16 protein-coding genes are annotated in these 15,976 nt (G+C 67.7%); 3 read left to right on the top strand and 13 right to left on the bottom strand.

Going from position 1 to position 15,976, the window contains the following annotated elements; translation table 11 throughout:
• Window positions 1–5: 5 nt before the first annotated feature.
• Window positions 6–260, top strand: a complete 255-nt coding sequence (locus ABZ195_RS02460) for a DUF2631 domain-containing protein (RefSeq protein ID WP_355214523.1) — start codon at window positions 6–8, stop codon at window positions 258–260.
• On the opposite strand, the gene ABZ195_RS02455 is transcribed toward ABZ195_RS02460, so the two are convergent.
• From ABZ195_RS02455 to ABZ195_RS02445, 3 genes are read right to left on the bottom strand one after another with little or no spacing between them, the layout of a single operon-like run.
• Window positions 257–1,696 (bottom strand): wax ester/triacylglycerol synthase family O-acyltransferase, encoded by a 1,440-nt coding sequence (locus ABZ195_RS02455; RefSeq protein WP_355214521.1) that lies wholly within the window; start codon window positions 1,694–1,696, stop codon window positions 257–259. The two genes, ABZ195_RS02460 and ABZ195_RS02455, sit on opposite strands and share 4 nt — an antisense overlap.
• A 15-nt stretch (window positions 1,697–1,711) precedes the next feature.
• Entirely contained in the window at window positions 1,712–2,839 is a 1,128-nt protein-coding gene (gene rlmN, locus ABZ195_RS02450; RefSeq protein ID WP_355214520.1) for a 23S rRNA (adenine(2503)-C(2))-methyltransferase RlmN, read from the bottom strand.
• A gap of 14 nt (window positions 2,840–2,853) precedes the next feature.
• Entirely contained in the window at window positions 2,854–3,705 is an 852-nt protein-coding gene (locus tag ABZ195_RS02445; RefSeq protein WP_355214518.1) for a LysR family transcriptional regulator, read from the bottom strand.
• Window positions 3,706–3,861: 156 nt separating this feature from the next.
• Between ABZ195_RS02445 and ABZ195_RS02440 the strand changes: the two genes are divergently transcribed.
• A complete protein-coding gene (locus ABZ195_RS02440) occupies window positions 3,862–4,815 on the top strand; it encodes a DMT family transporter (protein WP_355214516.1) in 954 nt (317 codons plus the stop codon).
• On the opposite strand, the gene ABZ195_RS02435 is transcribed toward ABZ195_RS02440, so the two are convergent.
• The 4 genes from ABZ195_RS02435 to ABZ195_RS02420 form a co-directional block, all read right to left on the bottom strand.
• Complete coding sequence (locus ABZ195_RS02435) at window positions 4,726–5,604, bottom strand: phosphatidate cytidylyltransferase (protein WP_355214514.1); 879 nt, start codon at window positions 5,602–5,604, stop codon at window positions 4,726–4,728. The genes ABZ195_RS02440 and ABZ195_RS02435 overlap by 90 nt on opposite strands.
• Before the next feature lie 33 nt (window positions 5,605–5,637).
• Window positions 5,638–6,195: a ribosome recycling factor gene (gene frr / locus ABZ195_RS02430; RefSeq protein ID WP_355214512.1), complete on the bottom strand. Its 558-nt coding sequence runs from the start codon at window positions 6,193–6,195 to the stop codon at window positions 5,638–5,640.
• Between the two features lie 35 nt (window positions 6,196–6,230).
• Window positions 6,231–6,971 (bottom strand): UMP kinase, encoded by a 741-nt coding sequence (pyrH, locus tag ABZ195_RS02425; protein ID WP_355214510.1) that lies wholly within the window; start codon window positions 6,969–6,971, stop codon window positions 6,231–6,233.
• 75 nt (window positions 6,972–7,046) lie between these two features.
• Window positions 7,047–7,733: a class I SAM-dependent methyltransferase gene (locus ABZ195_RS02420; RefSeq protein WP_355214509.1), complete on the bottom strand. Its 687-nt coding sequence runs from the start codon at window positions 7,731–7,733 to the stop codon at window positions 7,047–7,049.
• 46 nt (window positions 7,734–7,779) lie between these two features.
• Here ABZ195_RS02420 and ABZ195_RS02415 point away from each other — a divergent pair, with 46 nt between their 5' ends.
• Window positions 7,780–8,196: a MarR family transcriptional regulator gene (locus ABZ195_RS02415; protein WP_355214507.1), complete on the top strand. Its 417-nt coding sequence runs from the start codon at window positions 7,780–7,782 to the stop codon at window positions 8,194–8,196.
• A gap of 6 nt (window positions 8,197–8,202) precedes the next feature.
• Here the strand turns inward: ABZ195_RS02415 and ABZ195_RS02410 are convergent, their stop codons facing one another.
• The 6 genes from ABZ195_RS02410 to ABZ195_RS02385 all read right to left on the bottom strand — a co-directional run bounded on the left by ABZ195_RS02410 (window position 8,203) and on the right by ABZ195_RS02385 (window position 15,929).
• On the bottom strand, window positions 8,203–10,218 hold the full coding sequence (locus ABZ195_RS02410) for a primary-amine oxidase (RefSeq protein WP_355214505.1): 2,016 nt from the start codon (window positions 10,216–10,218) through the stop codon (window positions 8,203–8,205).
• A gap of 3 nt (window positions 10,219–10,221) precedes the next feature.
• Window positions 10,222–11,688 carry an APC family permease gene (locus ABZ195_RS02405; protein WP_355214925.1) on the bottom strand — a complete coding sequence of 489 codons (1,467 nt, stop codon included), beginning with the start codon at window positions 11,686–11,688 and terminating at the stop codon, window positions 10,222–10,224.
• 87 nt (window positions 11,689–11,775) lie between these two features.
• Window positions 11,776–12,537: an ABC transporter ATP-binding protein gene (locus tag ABZ195_RS02400; RefSeq protein ID WP_355214503.1), complete on the bottom strand. Its 762-nt coding sequence runs from the start codon at window positions 12,535–12,537 to the stop codon at window positions 11,776–11,778.
• A 3-nt stretch (window positions 12,538–12,540) separates the two neighbouring features.
• Window positions 12,541–13,107, bottom strand: a complete 567-nt coding sequence (locus tag ABZ195_RS02395; protein WP_355214501.1) for an ABC transporter permease — start codon at window positions 13,105–13,107, stop codon at window positions 12,541–12,543.
• A 66-nt stretch (window positions 13,108–13,173) separates the two neighbouring features.
• Entirely contained in the window at window positions 13,174–14,337 is a 1,164-nt protein-coding gene (locus tag ABZ195_RS02390; protein WP_355214499.1) for an FtsX-like permease family protein, read from the bottom strand.
• Between the two features lie 149 nt (window positions 14,338–14,486).
• A complete protein-coding gene (locus ABZ195_RS02385) occupies window positions 14,487–15,929 on the bottom strand; it encodes an amidase (protein WP_355214498.1) in 1,443 nt (480 codons plus the stop codon).
• Window positions 15,930–15,976 lie beyond the last annotated feature (47 nt).

The raw sequence follows: 15,976 nt of genomic DNA, 5'->3' as shown, positions 1-15,976 counted from the left end.
CTATCGTGGCGAACACCGAGGTCGAACGGCATACCGGCGTTGACGTCGAGGACGTGCCGTCGGCTGATTGGGGTTGGTCGAAGCAGAGTCACCGCGCGATCCAGATCGGCGGCATCCTCGCCGGCTTCTTCATGCTCGCGATGCTGCGGGGCAACCACGTCGGCCACGTCGAGGACATATTCCTCGTCGGCTTCGCGCTGACGATCTGGGGCATCGTCTTTCGCGACTGGTGGCTGCGCCGTCGCGGCTGGACTCGCTAACCCGACATCGTCGCCGCCGCGAGCGGCATGACGTCACTCACCTCGGTGAGCACGTCGGACAACCCCGCGGCACTGCGCAGGGCGACGAAGGACCGGAAGATCGCCTCGGTGACCTCGTGCGGATCGTCGGTAGTCTGGTCGTCGGTGAGTACCGAGACGTCGAGTTGGTCGACGTAGCTCCACACCGTGACGTTCATGGCGCTGCCGGCGACCAAGGGGCCGACGGAGTAGATCTCGCTGATCACCGCTCCCCCGAACGATCCCCGCTCCCGCGGGCCGGGCACGTTGGACACGGTCAGGTTGAAGATCATGCTCGACTCCATCCGCTTGGACTGCCAGCGGAACGCCGGCGGCGCCATGGCCGGCGGCAGGAAGTTCAGCCAGCTGGGGATCAGTCCGGGGCCCAGCAGATCGTTGTTCTCCTTGGCGATGGCCGTCGCGGTCGCCGTCAGCCGGAGTCGTTCGAGTGGATCGTCGACGTGCACGGCCAATGACGGTGTCATGTAGGTGAATTCGTTGCCCGCCAGCCGGTCTGGGTCACCGTAGCTGACCGGAACCCCGGCGATCAGCGGCGTGTCGGCGGCGCCGTCGTACTTCAGCAGCAGTTCCCGCAACGCACCCGCGACCGTGGTGAGCACGACGTCGTTGATGGTGACGCCGAGCGTCTTCGCCGTCTCCTTTACGTCGGCGAGCGCCAGCGGCGCGGTCGCGAAGCGGCGGGTCGGCGAGACGACGTGGTTGATGAACGTCGGCGGCGGAGCGAAGTTCGAGGCGAGCTCGGGGTGCGAGCCGCGTTCCTTGGCGCGACGGCGCACCTTGGAGACGCCGTCGACGGTGTCGGCCAGCAACTTCGGTAATCGCCGGATCTGGCGGGCGTGGTCTCGTCCGGCAGCCATCACCAGCCCGCTCCTGGTCCGCTCGCGCGGTTCGGTGCGGATCGGTTGGGCGGGGAACTCGGGCGGTTCGGGTTGGATCGCCCAGCCGAGCTGGTTGGCCGAGGCGACGCCGTCGGCGAGCACGTGGTGCACCTTGTGGATGATCGCGACGCGATCGCCGGCGAGACCGTCGGCGACGTACATCTCCCACAGCGGGCGGCTGCGATCCAGTGGCGTACCGGCGATTTCACCGATGACCTGGTCGAGTTCGCGGCGGCCGCCGGGCGCCGGTACCGACACACGGCGGATGTGGTGGTCGAAGTCGATGTCCGGATTCTCGACCCACATGGGATGGTGCAGCTTCAGCGGAATGTCGACCAGCTGGTAGCGCAGCGGCTTGAGCGCCAGCAGACGCGGCTCGGCCACCCGGCGGAACAGCTCGAAGGTGAAGGCCCCGTCGAGACCCGAGACGTCCAGGATTCCGATCTTGAGGGTGTGCATGTGAATCTCGGGGGCCTCGGTGTACAGCAGTAGGGCGTCCACGCCGTTGAGCCGTCTCATCGCTCCCTCGCTTCGCTAGCCCTCGGCGGCGAGTTGGCCGCAGGCAGCGGCAATTTCACGACCCCGGGTATCGCGCACGGTACAGGACACCCCGCGCTCGCGGACGCGTCTGACGAACTCCCGCTCGGCAGGCTTGGGACTGGCGTCCCACTTGCTTCCAGGCGTCGGGTTGAGCGGGATGACGTTGACGTGCACCAGCGGCCCCAGCGCCCCGTGCAGCTTCTTGCCCAGCAGATCACCCCGCCAGGCCTGATCGTTGACGTCGCGGATGAGGGCGTACTCGATCGACACGCGCCGTCCGGTGGTGTCTGCGTAATACCTTGCGGCGTCGAGGGCTTCGCCGACGTTCCACCGGTTGTTCACCGGCACCAGGGTGTCGCGCAGTTCGTCGTCGGGGGCGTGCAGCGAGAGCGCCAGCGTCACCCCGAGTCGTTCGTCGGCCAGCTTGCGGATGGCGGGCGCCAGCCCGACCGTGGACACCGTGACCGAGCGCGCCGAGATGCCGAACCCATGCGGCGCCGGTGCGATGATGCGCTTGACCGCGGCCAGCACGCGGTTGTAGTTGGCCAGTGGCTCGCCCATGCCCATGAACACGATGTTGGACAGCCGGCCGCGCGCCAAGTGCCCCGAGTCGCCGCGCTCCTGCCCGCCGAAGTCGTCGCGCATGACGGCCGCGGCCGCACGCACCTGTTCGAGGATCTCCGCGGTGGTCAGGTTCCTCGTCAGACCGCCTTGCCCGGTGGCGCAGAACGGACACGCCATGCCGCAGCCCGCCTGCGACGACAGGCACAGGGTGCTGCGGTTGGGGTATCGCATCAGCACCGACTCGATGGTGGTGCCGTCGATCGCACGCCACAACGTCTTTCGGGTCTCCGCGCCGTCGCACTCGACGGAGCGCACCACGTCGAGCAGCCGCGGGAACAACGCCTGGGCCACCTGGTCGCGCAGAGCGGCGGGCAGGTCGGTCATCTCGCGTGGATCGGCGATCAGTCTGCCGAAGTACTGGTTGGCCAGCTGCTTGCCGCGGAACGCCGGCAGCCCCAGTTCGGCGAGGGCGGCACCGCGCGCGTCGTCGTCGAGATCGGCGAAGTGGCGCGGGGGCTTCCCGCGCGTGGGCGCGTCGAACACCAGGGGAAGTTTCATGGTCTCGCTCATTATCAGGCCTGTTCACTCAAGACGTCACGTACCGCACCCTCGACGGCTTCCAGAGCGGTGGCGTCGACCCCGGCGCGGCCCCGCACGAACACCGTCGCACGACTCGTCGGAGGCAATCCCTCGGTGAGGCACAGTCCGTCGGGAAGTCGACCGATCATCGGCAAGAGCGCGACGCCCAGGCCCGACCGCACGGCGGCGAACAGGCCGGACAGATCGGAGCTGTCGGCGGCGATGCGGTAGGGCGAGCCGATGCGGTCCAGCGCGGCGAAGGTCGGCTCGCGCAGCGTGCACGGTTCGGAGAACATCACCACGGGCAGCGGATCATTGGCCGGCATCGCGAACGTTCGGCTCGAAACCCACTTCAGCGCAACGATTCCCGACGCATTGGCCGGATCGAGGCCGCTGCCGTCCAGCATCACCGCCACATCGACGGTGCCGTGCTCGATTGCGTCGGCGAGCATCACGTTGCGGTCCAGCCGGAAACGCAGCCGCCACTGCGGGAGTCGCTGCCCCAGCGCTGCGGTCAGGCCGGGCAGCATGACGTCGGCGCCGTGCTCGGTCGCGCCGATGACCATTACGCGCTCCTCGGCGGCGCCCAGGTCGGTGAGGGCGGCATCGTGTGCGGCCAGGATCGTCCGGGCATGGGACAGCAGCCGGTAACCCAGTTCGGTGAAGGCGACGCCGCGGCCCGACTTCTCGACCACGGGTCCCCCGACGACGGCCTCGACGCGCCGGACGTGCTGGCTGACCGCGGACTGGGTGAGGTGCAGGACCGTCGCGGCGCGGTGAAATCCGCCACAGTCGGCGACGGCGACCACGCTGCGCAAGGGCGCGATGTCCAGGACCTGACTCACCCCGTCAAGGTACTCCGATCAGCATCGACGATCAAAGCGCCGGTACTACGAGCGACGAACGCAAACCTCGTCCATGGATCGATCAGCATGACTGATCGAATGTGATCGCCGATATTCGTTGGACGACGGCGACGTGTAATGCCGACGATGAGATCCATGTCCCCGACACGCATGCCCATGACCACTGCGGCCGCCGTGACGTTCTTCTACGCCCTGGGCTACCCCATCGGGAATCTGGCGGTGAACGCCATGTCGCCGATGGCGGTGGTCGCGTTCCGCTTCGTCCTGGCCGGATTGATCCTCGGCACCTGGGCGAAGGTGGCCGGCGTGCGGTGGCCAACCGGTCGCGCGCTGGGCCACGTCGCGGTGTCGGGCCTGCTGATGCAGGCGTTGCAGTTCTGCGCCCTCTACTTCGCCATCGAGCACGGCGCACCGGCGGTCCTGTGCGCGGTGGTGGTCGCGATGAATCCCGTCGCGACGGCGATGCTCGCCGCAGCGTTCCTCGGGGACCGCCTGACGCCCCTGCGCATCCTGGCTCTGGCGCTCGGCGTGGTCGCCGTGCTCGCGGCCTGCGCCAGCCGATTGGTCGCCGAGCACGGCGTCGACCCGGCGGTGTTGCTGCTCCTGGTGGCGCTCGTCGGCCTGGCGGCAGGCGGGGTGTATCAGCAGCGGTTCTGCGCCGACGTCGACTTCCGCGCCTCCACCGCCGTGCAGAACGCGGTCGCGGCGATTCCCGCGATTGCACTGAGCCTCACCACGCCCTTCGTGGTGCACGACGTGACTCACGCGGTGGTGGGCGTGGCGGGGGTGGTGCTGCTCAACGCGACGCTGGGCGTCTCGCTCTACGTGCGCGCGATCAACCTTCACGGCGCCGCGGCGGTGTCGATGCTGTTCTGCGTCATCCCCGCGGTGGCCGGCGTGCTCTCTTGGCTGATGCTCGGGCAACGGGTCGACGTGGGCGTCGGGGTGGGCCTGATACTCGGCGCGTTGGCGTGCTGGGTCAACTCGCGAGCGTCCCGGTCAGGCGAGAAGCGTCAGGACGACCCACACCGCGACGGCCGAGGGCAGGACCGAGTCCAGGCGGTCCATGAGGCCCCCGTGGCCCGGTAGCAGCGTGCCCATGTCCTTGATGCCCAGGTCGCGCTTGACCTGAGATTCGATCAGGTCGCCGAGCGTGCCGGTGAGGACCAGCATCAGACCCAGCGGAATGCCGACCCAGGCGGGCTTCTCCAACAGGAAGGTCACGGCGAGCACCGACGCGGCGGTCCCGAAGATCAACGAACCGGTGAAGCCCTCCCAGGACTTCTTCGGGCTGATCGCCGGCACCATGGGGTGCTTGCCAAACAGCACGCCCGCCGCGTAGCCGCCGATGTCGGAGAACACGACGCCGAGCATCAGACACAGCACGCGCCAGCGGCCGTCCTCCGGGTAGACCAGCAGTACGCCGAACGCGCCGAACAACGGAATCCAGGCGGCCAGGAAGATCGTCGTGGTGACGTCGCGAAGGTAGTTCTGCGGTGGGTTCTTGAGCCCACCCGACAGCAGCCGCCAGATCATGCACACCACGACCGTGGCACCGAACGCACCCAGGGCGCCGGCCGGGCCGAAGGGCCACGTCAACCAGACGATGGCCTGCCCGCCGACGAGCAGCGGGACGATCGGAATGGCGTACCCCGCCGTCCGAAGTCGCTTGACGACCTCGTGGGTGGCGACGGCCATCGCGACCGCCACCACCGGAACCCAGCCCAGTGGCGCGAACACCAGGATCGCGATGACGCCGAAGCCGAGGAAGGCCCCGACGCCGATGGCGGCGGGGAGGTTGCGTCCGGCCCGGCCGCCCGTCTTCTTGGGTGCCGGGGTCTCGGGCCCGTCGGTGGACGCCGTGTCGGTGTCTGCCACCGTGCTGTCGCTGAAGGTCTGGTCTGCTGCGACCTAGACCTCCAGCAGCTCGCCTTCTTTGTGCTTCACCAGGTCGTCGATCTGCGCGGTGTAGGTCTGGGTGCTCTTGTCCAGGTCCTTCTCCGCGCGACCGACCTCGTCCTCGCCCGCCTCGCCGTCCTTCTTGATCCGGGCGAGCTCCTCCATGGCCTTACGGCGGATGTTGCGCACCGTGACCTTGGCGTCCTCGCCCTTGCCCTTGGCCTGCTTGACCAGGTCACGGCGGCGCTCTTCGGTCAATTGCGGGATGGAGATCCGGATGACGTTGCCGTCGTTGCCCGGGTTCACGCCGAGATCGGAATTGCGGATCGCGTCCTCGATGGGCTTGAGCTGGTTGGCCTCGTAGGGCTTGATGACGACCAGCCGGGCCTCGGGAACGTTGATGCTGGAGAGCTGGGTGATCGGCGTCGGCGAACCGTAATACTCGATCTTGATTCGGTTGAACATGCCGGGGTTGGCGCGACCGGTGCGGATGGACGACAGGTCGTCCCGGGCGACCGAGACCGCCTTCTCCATCTTCTCCTCTGCTTCGAAGAGGGTTTCGTCGATCACTTCATCTTCTCCCGTCGGTGTCGCTCGTCCACCCGTTAGGTGGTGACCAGCGTCCCAATCCTCTCACCCGCCACCGCGCGCGCGATATTGCCGTCGACGAGCAGGTTGAACACCAGGATGGGCATGCGGTTGTCCATGCAGAGGCTGAACGCCGTCGCGTCGGCCACCTGCAGGCCCCGGTCGATGACCTCCCGGTGGGTGATGTTCTTGAGCAGCTCGGCATCCGGGTTGGTCCGCGGGTCGTCGGTGTAGACGCCGTCGACGGCCTTGGCCATCAGCACGACCTCGGCGCCGATCTCGAGCGCGCGCTGCGCGGCTGTGGTGTCGGTCGAGAAGTACGGCAGGCCCATGCCTGCGCCGAAGATGACGACGCGCCCCTTCTCCAGATGCCTGCGGGCGCGACCAGGGATGTAGGGCTCGGCGACCTGCCCCATCGTGATGGCGGTCTGCACGCGGGTGTCGATGCCTTCCTTCTCCAGGAAGTCCTGCAGCGCAAGGCTGTTCATCACGGTGCCGAGCATGCCCATGTAGTCGGACCGGCTGCGCTCCATGCCACGCTGCTGAAGCTGGGCGCCGCGGAAGAAGTTTCCGCCACCGATGACCACCGCGACGTGCACGCCGCCGCGCACGACTTCGGCGATCTGCCGCGCCACCAGGGCGACGACGTCGGGATCGAGGCCGACCTGTCCCCCGCCGAACATCTCACCACCCAGTTTGAGCAGAACGCGCGAATAGCCGGGCCGCTGACCGGGGTCCGCCAGGACCGTTTCCGCCATGTCACTCCTTCGGTCCGCACGCGAGTGCCCCCAATCCTGCCAAACGGCTGGATCGGGAGCGCGCAGGGGTGAGTGCTACCCCAGATGTGCCGACAACAGCCAGGCGGGCATCGACACGCGGCCGTCGCCCTCGTCGCGGATGCCCGAACCCGCGAAGTCGTCCGACGCGGCAGGGTTCCGTGCGGCGGTGGCGTGGATGCGGGCGTGCCGGACGTCGTCGACGATCCAATACGGGGAGACCGCGGCGCGCAGTTCCGCCTCGGTGACGGGGTTCATCGGGACGCCCTCGGGCATGCCGGCACGGTCGAACACCAGGACGTAGTACGACGCGCCGGGCGCGGCGGCGCGCACGATCGACCGCTGATATCCGTCGCGGAGTTCGACCGGCATGGAGTGGAACAGGGTGCAGTCCACGATCGTGCCGAAGCGTCCGTCGTATCCGGTGAACGCACTGATGTCGGCGACGTCGAAGGTGGCGGTGGTCAGGCCGCGCCGGGCGGCCTCCGCGCGGGCCAGTTCGATGGCGGTCGCGGACTGGTCGAGCCCGACGGCGGTGAAACCGCGGGCCGCGAGTTCCAGCGCCGTCGCGGCCTCGCCGCAGCCGGCGTCCAGGACGTCGCCGTGGAACTCGTCGGCGTCGATCAGGGCGGCGATCTCGGGTTGCGGCTCGCCGATGCTCCACGGCGGCTTGGTGCCGAGACCCAATTGTTCGGCCTCGCCCCGGTATGCGGCGTCGAACATGACTTCGAGGGGATTACTCATGCCGTCATGCTTATCAACCTAGTTGATATATGTCAACATAGTTGACATGAGTGCACGCGACGACCAACCGCTGGGCATGCTCTTGATCCGGGTCGCGACCGCCCTGCGCAACGAGGTCGTCGCCAGTGTGCTCGAACCGCTGAACCTGTCCTTCCCGCAATACATCTGCATGCGGATCCTGTCCCACTCGCCGGGCCGCTCCAACGCCGACCTGGCCCGCGACGCCAACGTCTCACCCCAGGCGATGAACTTGGTGCTGCGCGGCCTTCAGGAGCGCGGACTCGTCACCCGGCCCGACGCCGTACCGTCGGGGCGCTCCCTGCCCGCCGAACTGACGCGGGAGGGGGCCGCCCTGCTGCACGACGTCGACCCCGGCGTGCGGAACGCCGAACAGAAGGTGTTGGCGCCCTTGGGTGAGGACGACCGCCGACGGTTCCGCACGCTCCTCGCCGAACTCGGCTAGCCGCCGCTAGGACTCCATCGCCCGCTCGGCGACCGGCAGGCCGGCGTGGTGGGCACCGTGGCACGCCTTCGGTGGCGACGGCGGAACGTCGAGTGCCGGGTTGCCGTCGAAGAATCCGATGGGCTTGAGGTGGAAGCCCGTATACGCGCACGGCATCACCGGCCAATCCTCCGGCCGCACCACGTGGTGCGCACCCAGGGTGTACCAGAGCACCACGTCGGTGTCCTCCAACGGCGCGTCGTCGGCGACGAACTCGGGCAGGCCCTGCGCGTCGGCCGACTGGTACATGTAGTCCCCCGCCGCGAACTTCTCCGCCTCGTCGTACTTGGTGACCCACAGGTTGTGCTGCACGAACCGAGCCCGGTCGTAGATGGAGGAACCCTCCTGCACCATGACGGGCACGATGTCCTTGGGCACCAGCTTGTAGGCGACGGGTGAGCCGAGTTCGTTCTTCTTCGACGGGTTGACGACCTTCCAGTACCGGCCGGTCTTCCAGTCCCAGTCCCGCGCACCGTCGGCTTCGGAGGCCACCAGGGTGTCCTGGGTGATCCACGCGTTGTGATGCGGGTTGAGCGCCGGATCCGGTTCGGGAACCGAATCGACCTCGTAGACACTGTTTCCCGGACCGTCGATGCTCATGTCGAGCCGGAAGTTGAAGAAGTGCTGATGGTTCGGCCCGTAGACCCCGGGGGCGACGAGCTTGCCCCAGCGCGGGACCTCGCCCTCGGCGATCGAGCCGGTGGTGAGCACCCCGGACAGCTTGACCTCGACCTCGATCGACGCGTCGTTGTAGAAGTACCAGAAGAACCCGTACTCGTAGTTGCCGACGGTGCAGATCATCGACACCACCAGCCGTCGCGAACGACGCACCTCTACCTCACCGGTGCGAAAGTCGGTGTGCTTCCAGGAGATTCCGTAGTCCTCCTCGTGCATGCAGATGGCATTCGGGATCGTGACGGCGTTGCCGTCGGAGTCGTTGACCATGCCGTCGAAGTAGTGGATCTCGCCGAGACAGTCACACCCCAGCGTCAACGGGTTGGCGGAGAAGCCCATCCCGACCTCACCCATGTCGAAGACGTTCTTGTTCCAGTGCGTCGGTGAGGTGTCACCGTAGGGAACCACCATCTCCGAGAGCGACCCGCGGTACAGGATCGGCCTGGTCTCCCCGCGGTCGGTGTAGGTCACCTCGTGCAGAGTGACACCCTCGCGCGGGTTGAACCCGATGCGCATCGACCACTTCTGCCACGTGACCTGCCATCCGTCGACGGTGAAGCTGGGCCCCTCGGGCTGGGTGATCTCGATTGGCTTGACGTCGCCGCGGAACTCGGTGAACGCCGGCCGGTTGTTCGGATCGAACATGAAGCGGGGGTCGTAGTTTCCCGCCGTCGGCGGCATCGGCACCACGCCGTGGTCCTCGATGTCCACGACCTTCATGTGGTCGAGGTCGAAGGTGACGATCAGACCCTCGACCGGCCGGGCGTAACCGTGTTCCGACGGCGCCGCACGCATGAACGTCAACGGACGGCAGAGCAGCGGTGAGTTGTCGTAGTGGTCGCCGGCACCGTAGTAGCCGGCCGGCCACGGGTCGATCATCGCGAGGCTGAAGTCGGTGATGCCTCGCTTGCGCATCGCCTCCTGCCACCGCGGGTCCTCGCGGACCTTCTCCTCCACACCGGTCATGTGTTCGACCAGATAGGACGGGAAGCGCCCGGGGATGGACTTCCACGACTCGATCATGCTGGCGCCGAGATCGACCACCGCCTCGTAGATCATCTTCGCCGCGGCGTCGTACATCGTCGCGAACGCGCAGCGGGCCACGTCGGCGCCGGTGAAGGTCAACTCGGCGGTCTTCGCCGGCTCCGCGAGGTGGATCATCACGAACTTCAATGTGGGCGTGGCGAATTCGGACGCCATGACGATGGCCGCCGCCGACTGGATCTCCTCCCCCGTCAGCGGGTCGAGCGGATAGCTCGTCGAGTCCGCGGTGGCGTCTCCGCTCCTGGTGGTGCTGTCGAGTGTCATCGTTCAGACTCCGTCGGTGGTCGAGGTTTCCTTGGTGAGGTCGAAGACGGCGAGGTGCGCCAGCGAATCCTCCTTGCTCATCTTGCGGGCCGAGCGCTTGCCGAAGACGAACACGATCAGGCCGAGGGCGAACATGCCCAGGCTGATCCCGCCGACCCAGGTCATCCAGGTGGCCTGCGGCACGTCGATCCACGGTGTCACGAACGAGTAGTAGATGCCGGCGACGGTGGCGATCGAGCCCACGATGACCACGATCCACACGCCGACCATGCCGCCGGGGATGCGCCAGAACTTCTCGTCGTCGTAGCGGTCGGCGTACTTCTTGCGCGCCACGACCACCGGGATCAGGAAGAAGAAGCCCGACAGCAGCCATACGGTGCTCAAGCCACCCTGCAGGTAGATGGTCACGTTGGCCATGCTGCTCTGCGAGTAGAGCCCCACCAGGATCAACGAGGACAGCACACCCTGAATGAGGATGGCCGTCACCGGGTTTCGGGTGCGTGGGTTGAGATGGGTGAAGATGCGCGGCAGGTGCCGCTCCAGACCCGAGACGAAGATCAGCCTCGAGTAGGCCACCTGGTAGGTCATCAGTGCCACCACGATGATGCCCGCGAGCACGACCGCACAGACCTCCATCAGGCCGGGGAAGCCGGATGCGCCGAGGGCGGCGATGACGCCGGTGACGGGGTCGATCTGGTCACCGGGCAGCGCCATCATTGTGCCGAGTGTCGTCAGCAGGTAGATGGCGACCAGAGCCGTCGAACCCCACAGGATCATCTTGGGTCCGCTCTTGCGCACCGAGAGGAATTCCGCACCCATGTTGTAGGGCGTCTCGACGCCGAGCAGGTAGAGCAGCACCGTCCCGTAGAGGAAGCCCGCGACGGCGAAGTTGGGCACCGTCGCCTCGTGCCAGTCGAACGGCGTGGCCGAGCCGTTCTTGACGGCGAACAGCAGACCGCAGACGAAGATCGTCAGTGTCAGCACGCCGTAGACCACGAACACGACGTTCATGATCTTCTGGTTGGCGGCGAGTTTGGCCAACGCCAACCCGATCACCGTCCACATGATGACCAACTGCAGGATGATGCTGGTCGTCAATCCGAGTTCGGTGTGGAAGGCCAGCAGCAGGAACTGCAGCACCACGGCCGGTGAGGATGCGGCGTTGAGGATCACCGGCACCCATGACAGGTATCCGCCGATGAATCCCCAGGTTTCGCCCATCGTGCGGTGGGCCCAGATGTACACCCCACCCTGGCCCGGCCACAGGTTGCCCAGTTCGACGACGGCCATCCCGGCGGGCACCAGGAAGCTCACGATGCCGAGCACCCACATGGGGATCGCCGTCCAGCCGCCGGCGGCCATCACCGACGATCCGGTGACCCAGCAGATGATGAACACGTACGCCGAGGTGAGGCCGAACGTGCTCATCACCTTGGGCAGGATCTGCTCGGGGACGAGTTCGGTCGTCATCAGCGCGTCGCGCTCGGCAGTGCCCGACGACCGCGCTTCCATTTCTTGAGTCACAGGTGTTTCCTTCGATTTCGTCGGGTCAACGGATCAGTCGACGATCTGGCCGTCGCGCATCCGGACGACCCGACTGGCCTCTTCGGCGACGATCGGGTCGTGGGTGCTGGCGACGACGGTGACGCCCATGGTCGAGCACAGGTCGCGCAGCATGCGCACGACCGTCTCGCCCGTCTTGTGGTCCAGGTTCGCCGTCGGCTCGTCGGCGAGGACCAGTGTCGGATTGCTGATCAGCGAGCGCGCGATCGCCGTGCGCTGCTGTTCACCTCCTGACATCTTGGTGGGCTGGTGGTGCACCCGATGACTCAGGCCGACCAGCTCGAGGAGTTCGGCTGCCCTGGTGCGCAACGCCTTGCGGTCATATGGCTCGAACATCAGGGGAAGCTCGACGTTCTCGACCGCGGAGAGGAACGGAATCAGGTTGTAGCTCTGGAAGATGAAGCCGATGGTGTCGTGGCGCAGGGCGGCGAACTGGCTCTCGGTCAGCTTGCCGGTGTCCTTGCCCGCGACGCTGACCGATCCCTTGGTGGGCCGGTCGAGTCCGCCGATGATGTTGAGCAGCGTGGACTTTCCGCTACCGCTGGGGCCCATCAGGCAGACGAATTCTCCGGGCATGACCGTGAGGTCGGCGGCGACGAGGGCCTTGACCACCTCGTCGCCGAGCTGGTGCAGCTTCCACACGTCGGACACCGCGATGACCGGTGCGGCCGGCCCGTCGGCCGTGGTCACCTCGGTGACCTTCGCGGTGACCTCCGCGGTGACCTCCGTGTCCTTCTTGTCGTTGACGACGGTCATGGATCAACCTCCCCCGGAGAGCGAACGAATGGGTGGCCGCGACGCTGCGGTCCAGGTGGGCAGGATGCTGGTCACCACCGCGGCGACGATGCTGACCGCAATGGCGACGCCCGAGCCCAGCAGCAGTCCGCCGACGGCGACGCCGGTGGGCACGAAACCCGTTGCGCCAAGCCCCAAGGCGACGGCGACGGCGAGCGCCGCGCCGACGATCGCGCCGAGGACGGCCGCCACCAACGGTTCGACGAGCAGGGCCGCGACGACGGGTCCGCGGGGTACCCCGTTGGCGCCCAGCACCCCGAGCTCCCTGGTGCGGTGTGCGACGGTCCTGGTGGTGGCCACGGCCACCTCCACGACGCCGACCAGCAGCACGGTCACCGCGATGAGGACGACGGCCCGGCCGATCTCGTCGGCGTGCCCGAGTGACGCGGACTGCGCGCGAATGCCGTCCTGCATCCCGAACACCAGGACGACGAGGAACGAGCCCGTGGCCGTGGTGACGACGGGCAGGATCATCTCGCCGATCCGTCGCCGGGCGGCGAGCCAGCCGTAGGCCAAACCCTTGGTCAACATGACTAGCGCGTCCCCATTCTCTTCGCGCGAGCGCTCATGGTCGTATCCTCTTCGCGCAAGCGCTCATCAGCGGTCCCCCAACAGGTCGACGGGACGCTGCTGAAGCAGCCGGTGCACCGGCACCAGCGCGCCGACGATCGCCATGGCGGGGAGGAAGGCCGCGACCATGGCCGAGGCCTGCAGCCAGGCAGTCGGGGTCGCGATACCCGGAATCACCAGTGCCACTGCGGCTCCCGCTCCGGCGATGCCGACGAGATAGGCGACGACGAAGACCACGGCCGACTCGACGAGGAAGAAGTAGAGCACCTCGTCGGCGAGCCCGATGCTCGACATGATGCCGAACTCGCGCTTGCGTTCCTGCACGGCGGCCAGGAACGAGGACACCGCGATGACGAAGCCCAACCCGAGGCCGATGGTCGAGATGAGCCCCAGCGTCGAACTGGTCACCTTGCCCGAGAACAGCGCGGAGAACTTCTGCTCGAACGTCAGCGGGCCGTTGCCGCCAACGGTGTCGTAGATCAAGCCGGTGCCACCCGCATCCGGCAGCACCGCCGGGTCGGCGGTGAACGGCAGACCTGTCGCCGCGCCGAACGACTGCGCCAGGGTGCGGTCCTTCTCGCGCCCCTGCGGCGCGAACACCGTCCACCATCCCCTCTCGCCGACGATCGACCGCGCCAGGTCGGTCGACACCACGGCGGACTGCCCGTCCCCCGACACGTCGACCACCAGGCTCTGGCCACCGATCGACACCCGCTCACCGGGGCCGACGCCGAGGCGGTCGGCCAGAGCCGACCCCAACGTGGCTTGGCCCGAGGGTGTTTCGTCACTTCCGCGCAGCGAGACCGCGTTGCCGTCGACCGTCGTGAGCCCCGACAACGTGTGCACGCCCCGCCAGCCGGCGGGCAGCGCGAGGTCCGGTGCAGCTCCGTCGGCAACCAGTGCCTGCGCGTCCGGGTCGAAGTGGACCCCGGCGGCCGGCACTGCCCACAGTTGGGCCCCGTCCAGTACGTCGGTGACCGAATCGGCGCCGGTGATGGCGAAGCTCGAGGAGATCGTGCGGACGATGGTGACGCACGCAATCGCGAGCGCGATGCCGAGCACCGACAGTACGAATCGTTCGGGGCGTCGCCGAATGTTGGCCAGCGCGAACCGAACCAGGTACCCGAAGGTGTTGCCGGACGCGGCGGCGATCGCCGGAGGTCGTGCGGTGGTGGCGGCTGTTGACTCCACGACGGCGATGTTCGGCTCGCCGTGTTTCTTCGGTTACGACCCGTGATGTCCGGAAGGTTAACTACGCCGGCGACAGATTAAGGTGAGGTGTCGTCAACTCGACGAATTTCGTCGACGCCGGCGTGGCCCGAAACGAAACGTCTTGTCGATCAGCGTGTTCGGGCTTGGGAATCCGCAGTGACCGCGGAGGTGATGAGGGGGAAGGGCACGGCCTCCTCGATCTCGTAGGCCAATTCGAGCAGAGTCTTCTCCCGGCCCATCCGCGCGCTGAGCATCATGCCGACGGGCAGGCCCTCGACCGACTGGCCCAGCGGCAAGGAGATCGCCGGGTCACCGGTGACGTTCTGCAGCGGCGTGAAGGCCACCCAGTCCACCAGTCGCTCGATGATCTGGTCGTAGTCGGCGGTCGGGTCGAGGTGCCCGACGAGCGGCGGCACCTCGGCCAAGGTCGGCGTCAGCAGCACGTCGTAGTCGCGCACCCGCGGCAGCATCCGGCGGCGCAGCGTCGCCAGTCGGGCCACCGCCAACGGCAGCCGGCGCAGGTTCGCCGCCGCGAACGCTTCGAGTCCGAGGGTGAGGTTGTCGAGCTTGCCGCGGTCGAACGTCGCACCGAACCGGCTCTTGCCACCGCGCACCAGCGCGAAGGACAGCAGCGCCCAGTACAGCAGGAAGTCGTCGATGAAGGACACGGGCACCGGTGGTGCGTCGAGGTATTCGACGCGGTGCCCCATCCGCTCGAGCAGGTCGGCGGTACGCAGGGTGTGCTCGCGTACCTCCGGACTGCACTCCCGCTTGACCGACTTGGTGAACACGGCGACCCGCAACCGGGCGCGCCCCGGCCGCGTCACGTCGCCGATCGGCGGCAGCTTCGGGCTGCGCCACACCTTCTCGGCCTCGCAGTAGAACGCCGCGGTGTCGCGCACCGAGCGGGTCACCACGCCGTTGGCCACGATCCGGATCGGCATCTGGCGCATGTCGGCGTCCAGCGGCAGCCGGCCCCGTGACGGCTTGAGACCTACCAGGCCGTTGCAGGAGGCGGGGATGCGGATCGACCCGCCGCCGTCGTTGGCGTGGGCGATCGGCACCGCACCCGCAGCGACGAAGGCACCGGCGCCCGACGACGACGCCCCGGCGGTGTGGTCGACGTTCCACGGATTGCGGACCGCCCCGAGGCGGGCGTGTTCGGCGACGGCGCTGAAGCCGAACTCCGAGAGCTGGGACTTGCCCAGCGCCACCAGGCCGGTCGACAGGTACACCCGGGCGAAGTCACCGTGGGCGGGCTCGGGCCGCGGCTCCCAGGCGTCGGTGCCCTCCATCGTCGGCATGCCCTCGACCGCGGCGTTGTCCTTGACGAACGTCGGCACCCCGTCGAAGAAGCCGCCGTAGCGGGTGGGCGACGCGGCGCGGGCCCGGGCAGCACCGAAGGCCTCGAACGCCAGACCGTTGAGCTGGGGGTTGACCTTCTCCGTGCGGGCGATCGCCGCTTGGACGACCTCCGCTCGCGACACTGCTCCGGACGCGATGGCCTCGGTGACGCCCACCGCGTCGAGCCGTCCGAGTGCGTCGTCGCCAAAGGCCGAAACGAGGGTCATGCGACGACGCTAGCAATGCGCGCCGGGAACGAAGAAACCCCGCGTCC

Origin of the sequence: Mycobacterium sp. NPDC006124 (assembly GCF_040614235.1) — a bacterium.
Taxonomy (GTDB): domain Bacteria; phylum Actinomycetota; class Actinomycetes; order Mycobacteriales; family Mycobacteriaceae; genus Mycobacterium.
The sequence above is the reverse complement of the archived record's forward strand: the minus strand, read 5'-3'. Positions and strand labels throughout refer to the sequence as shown.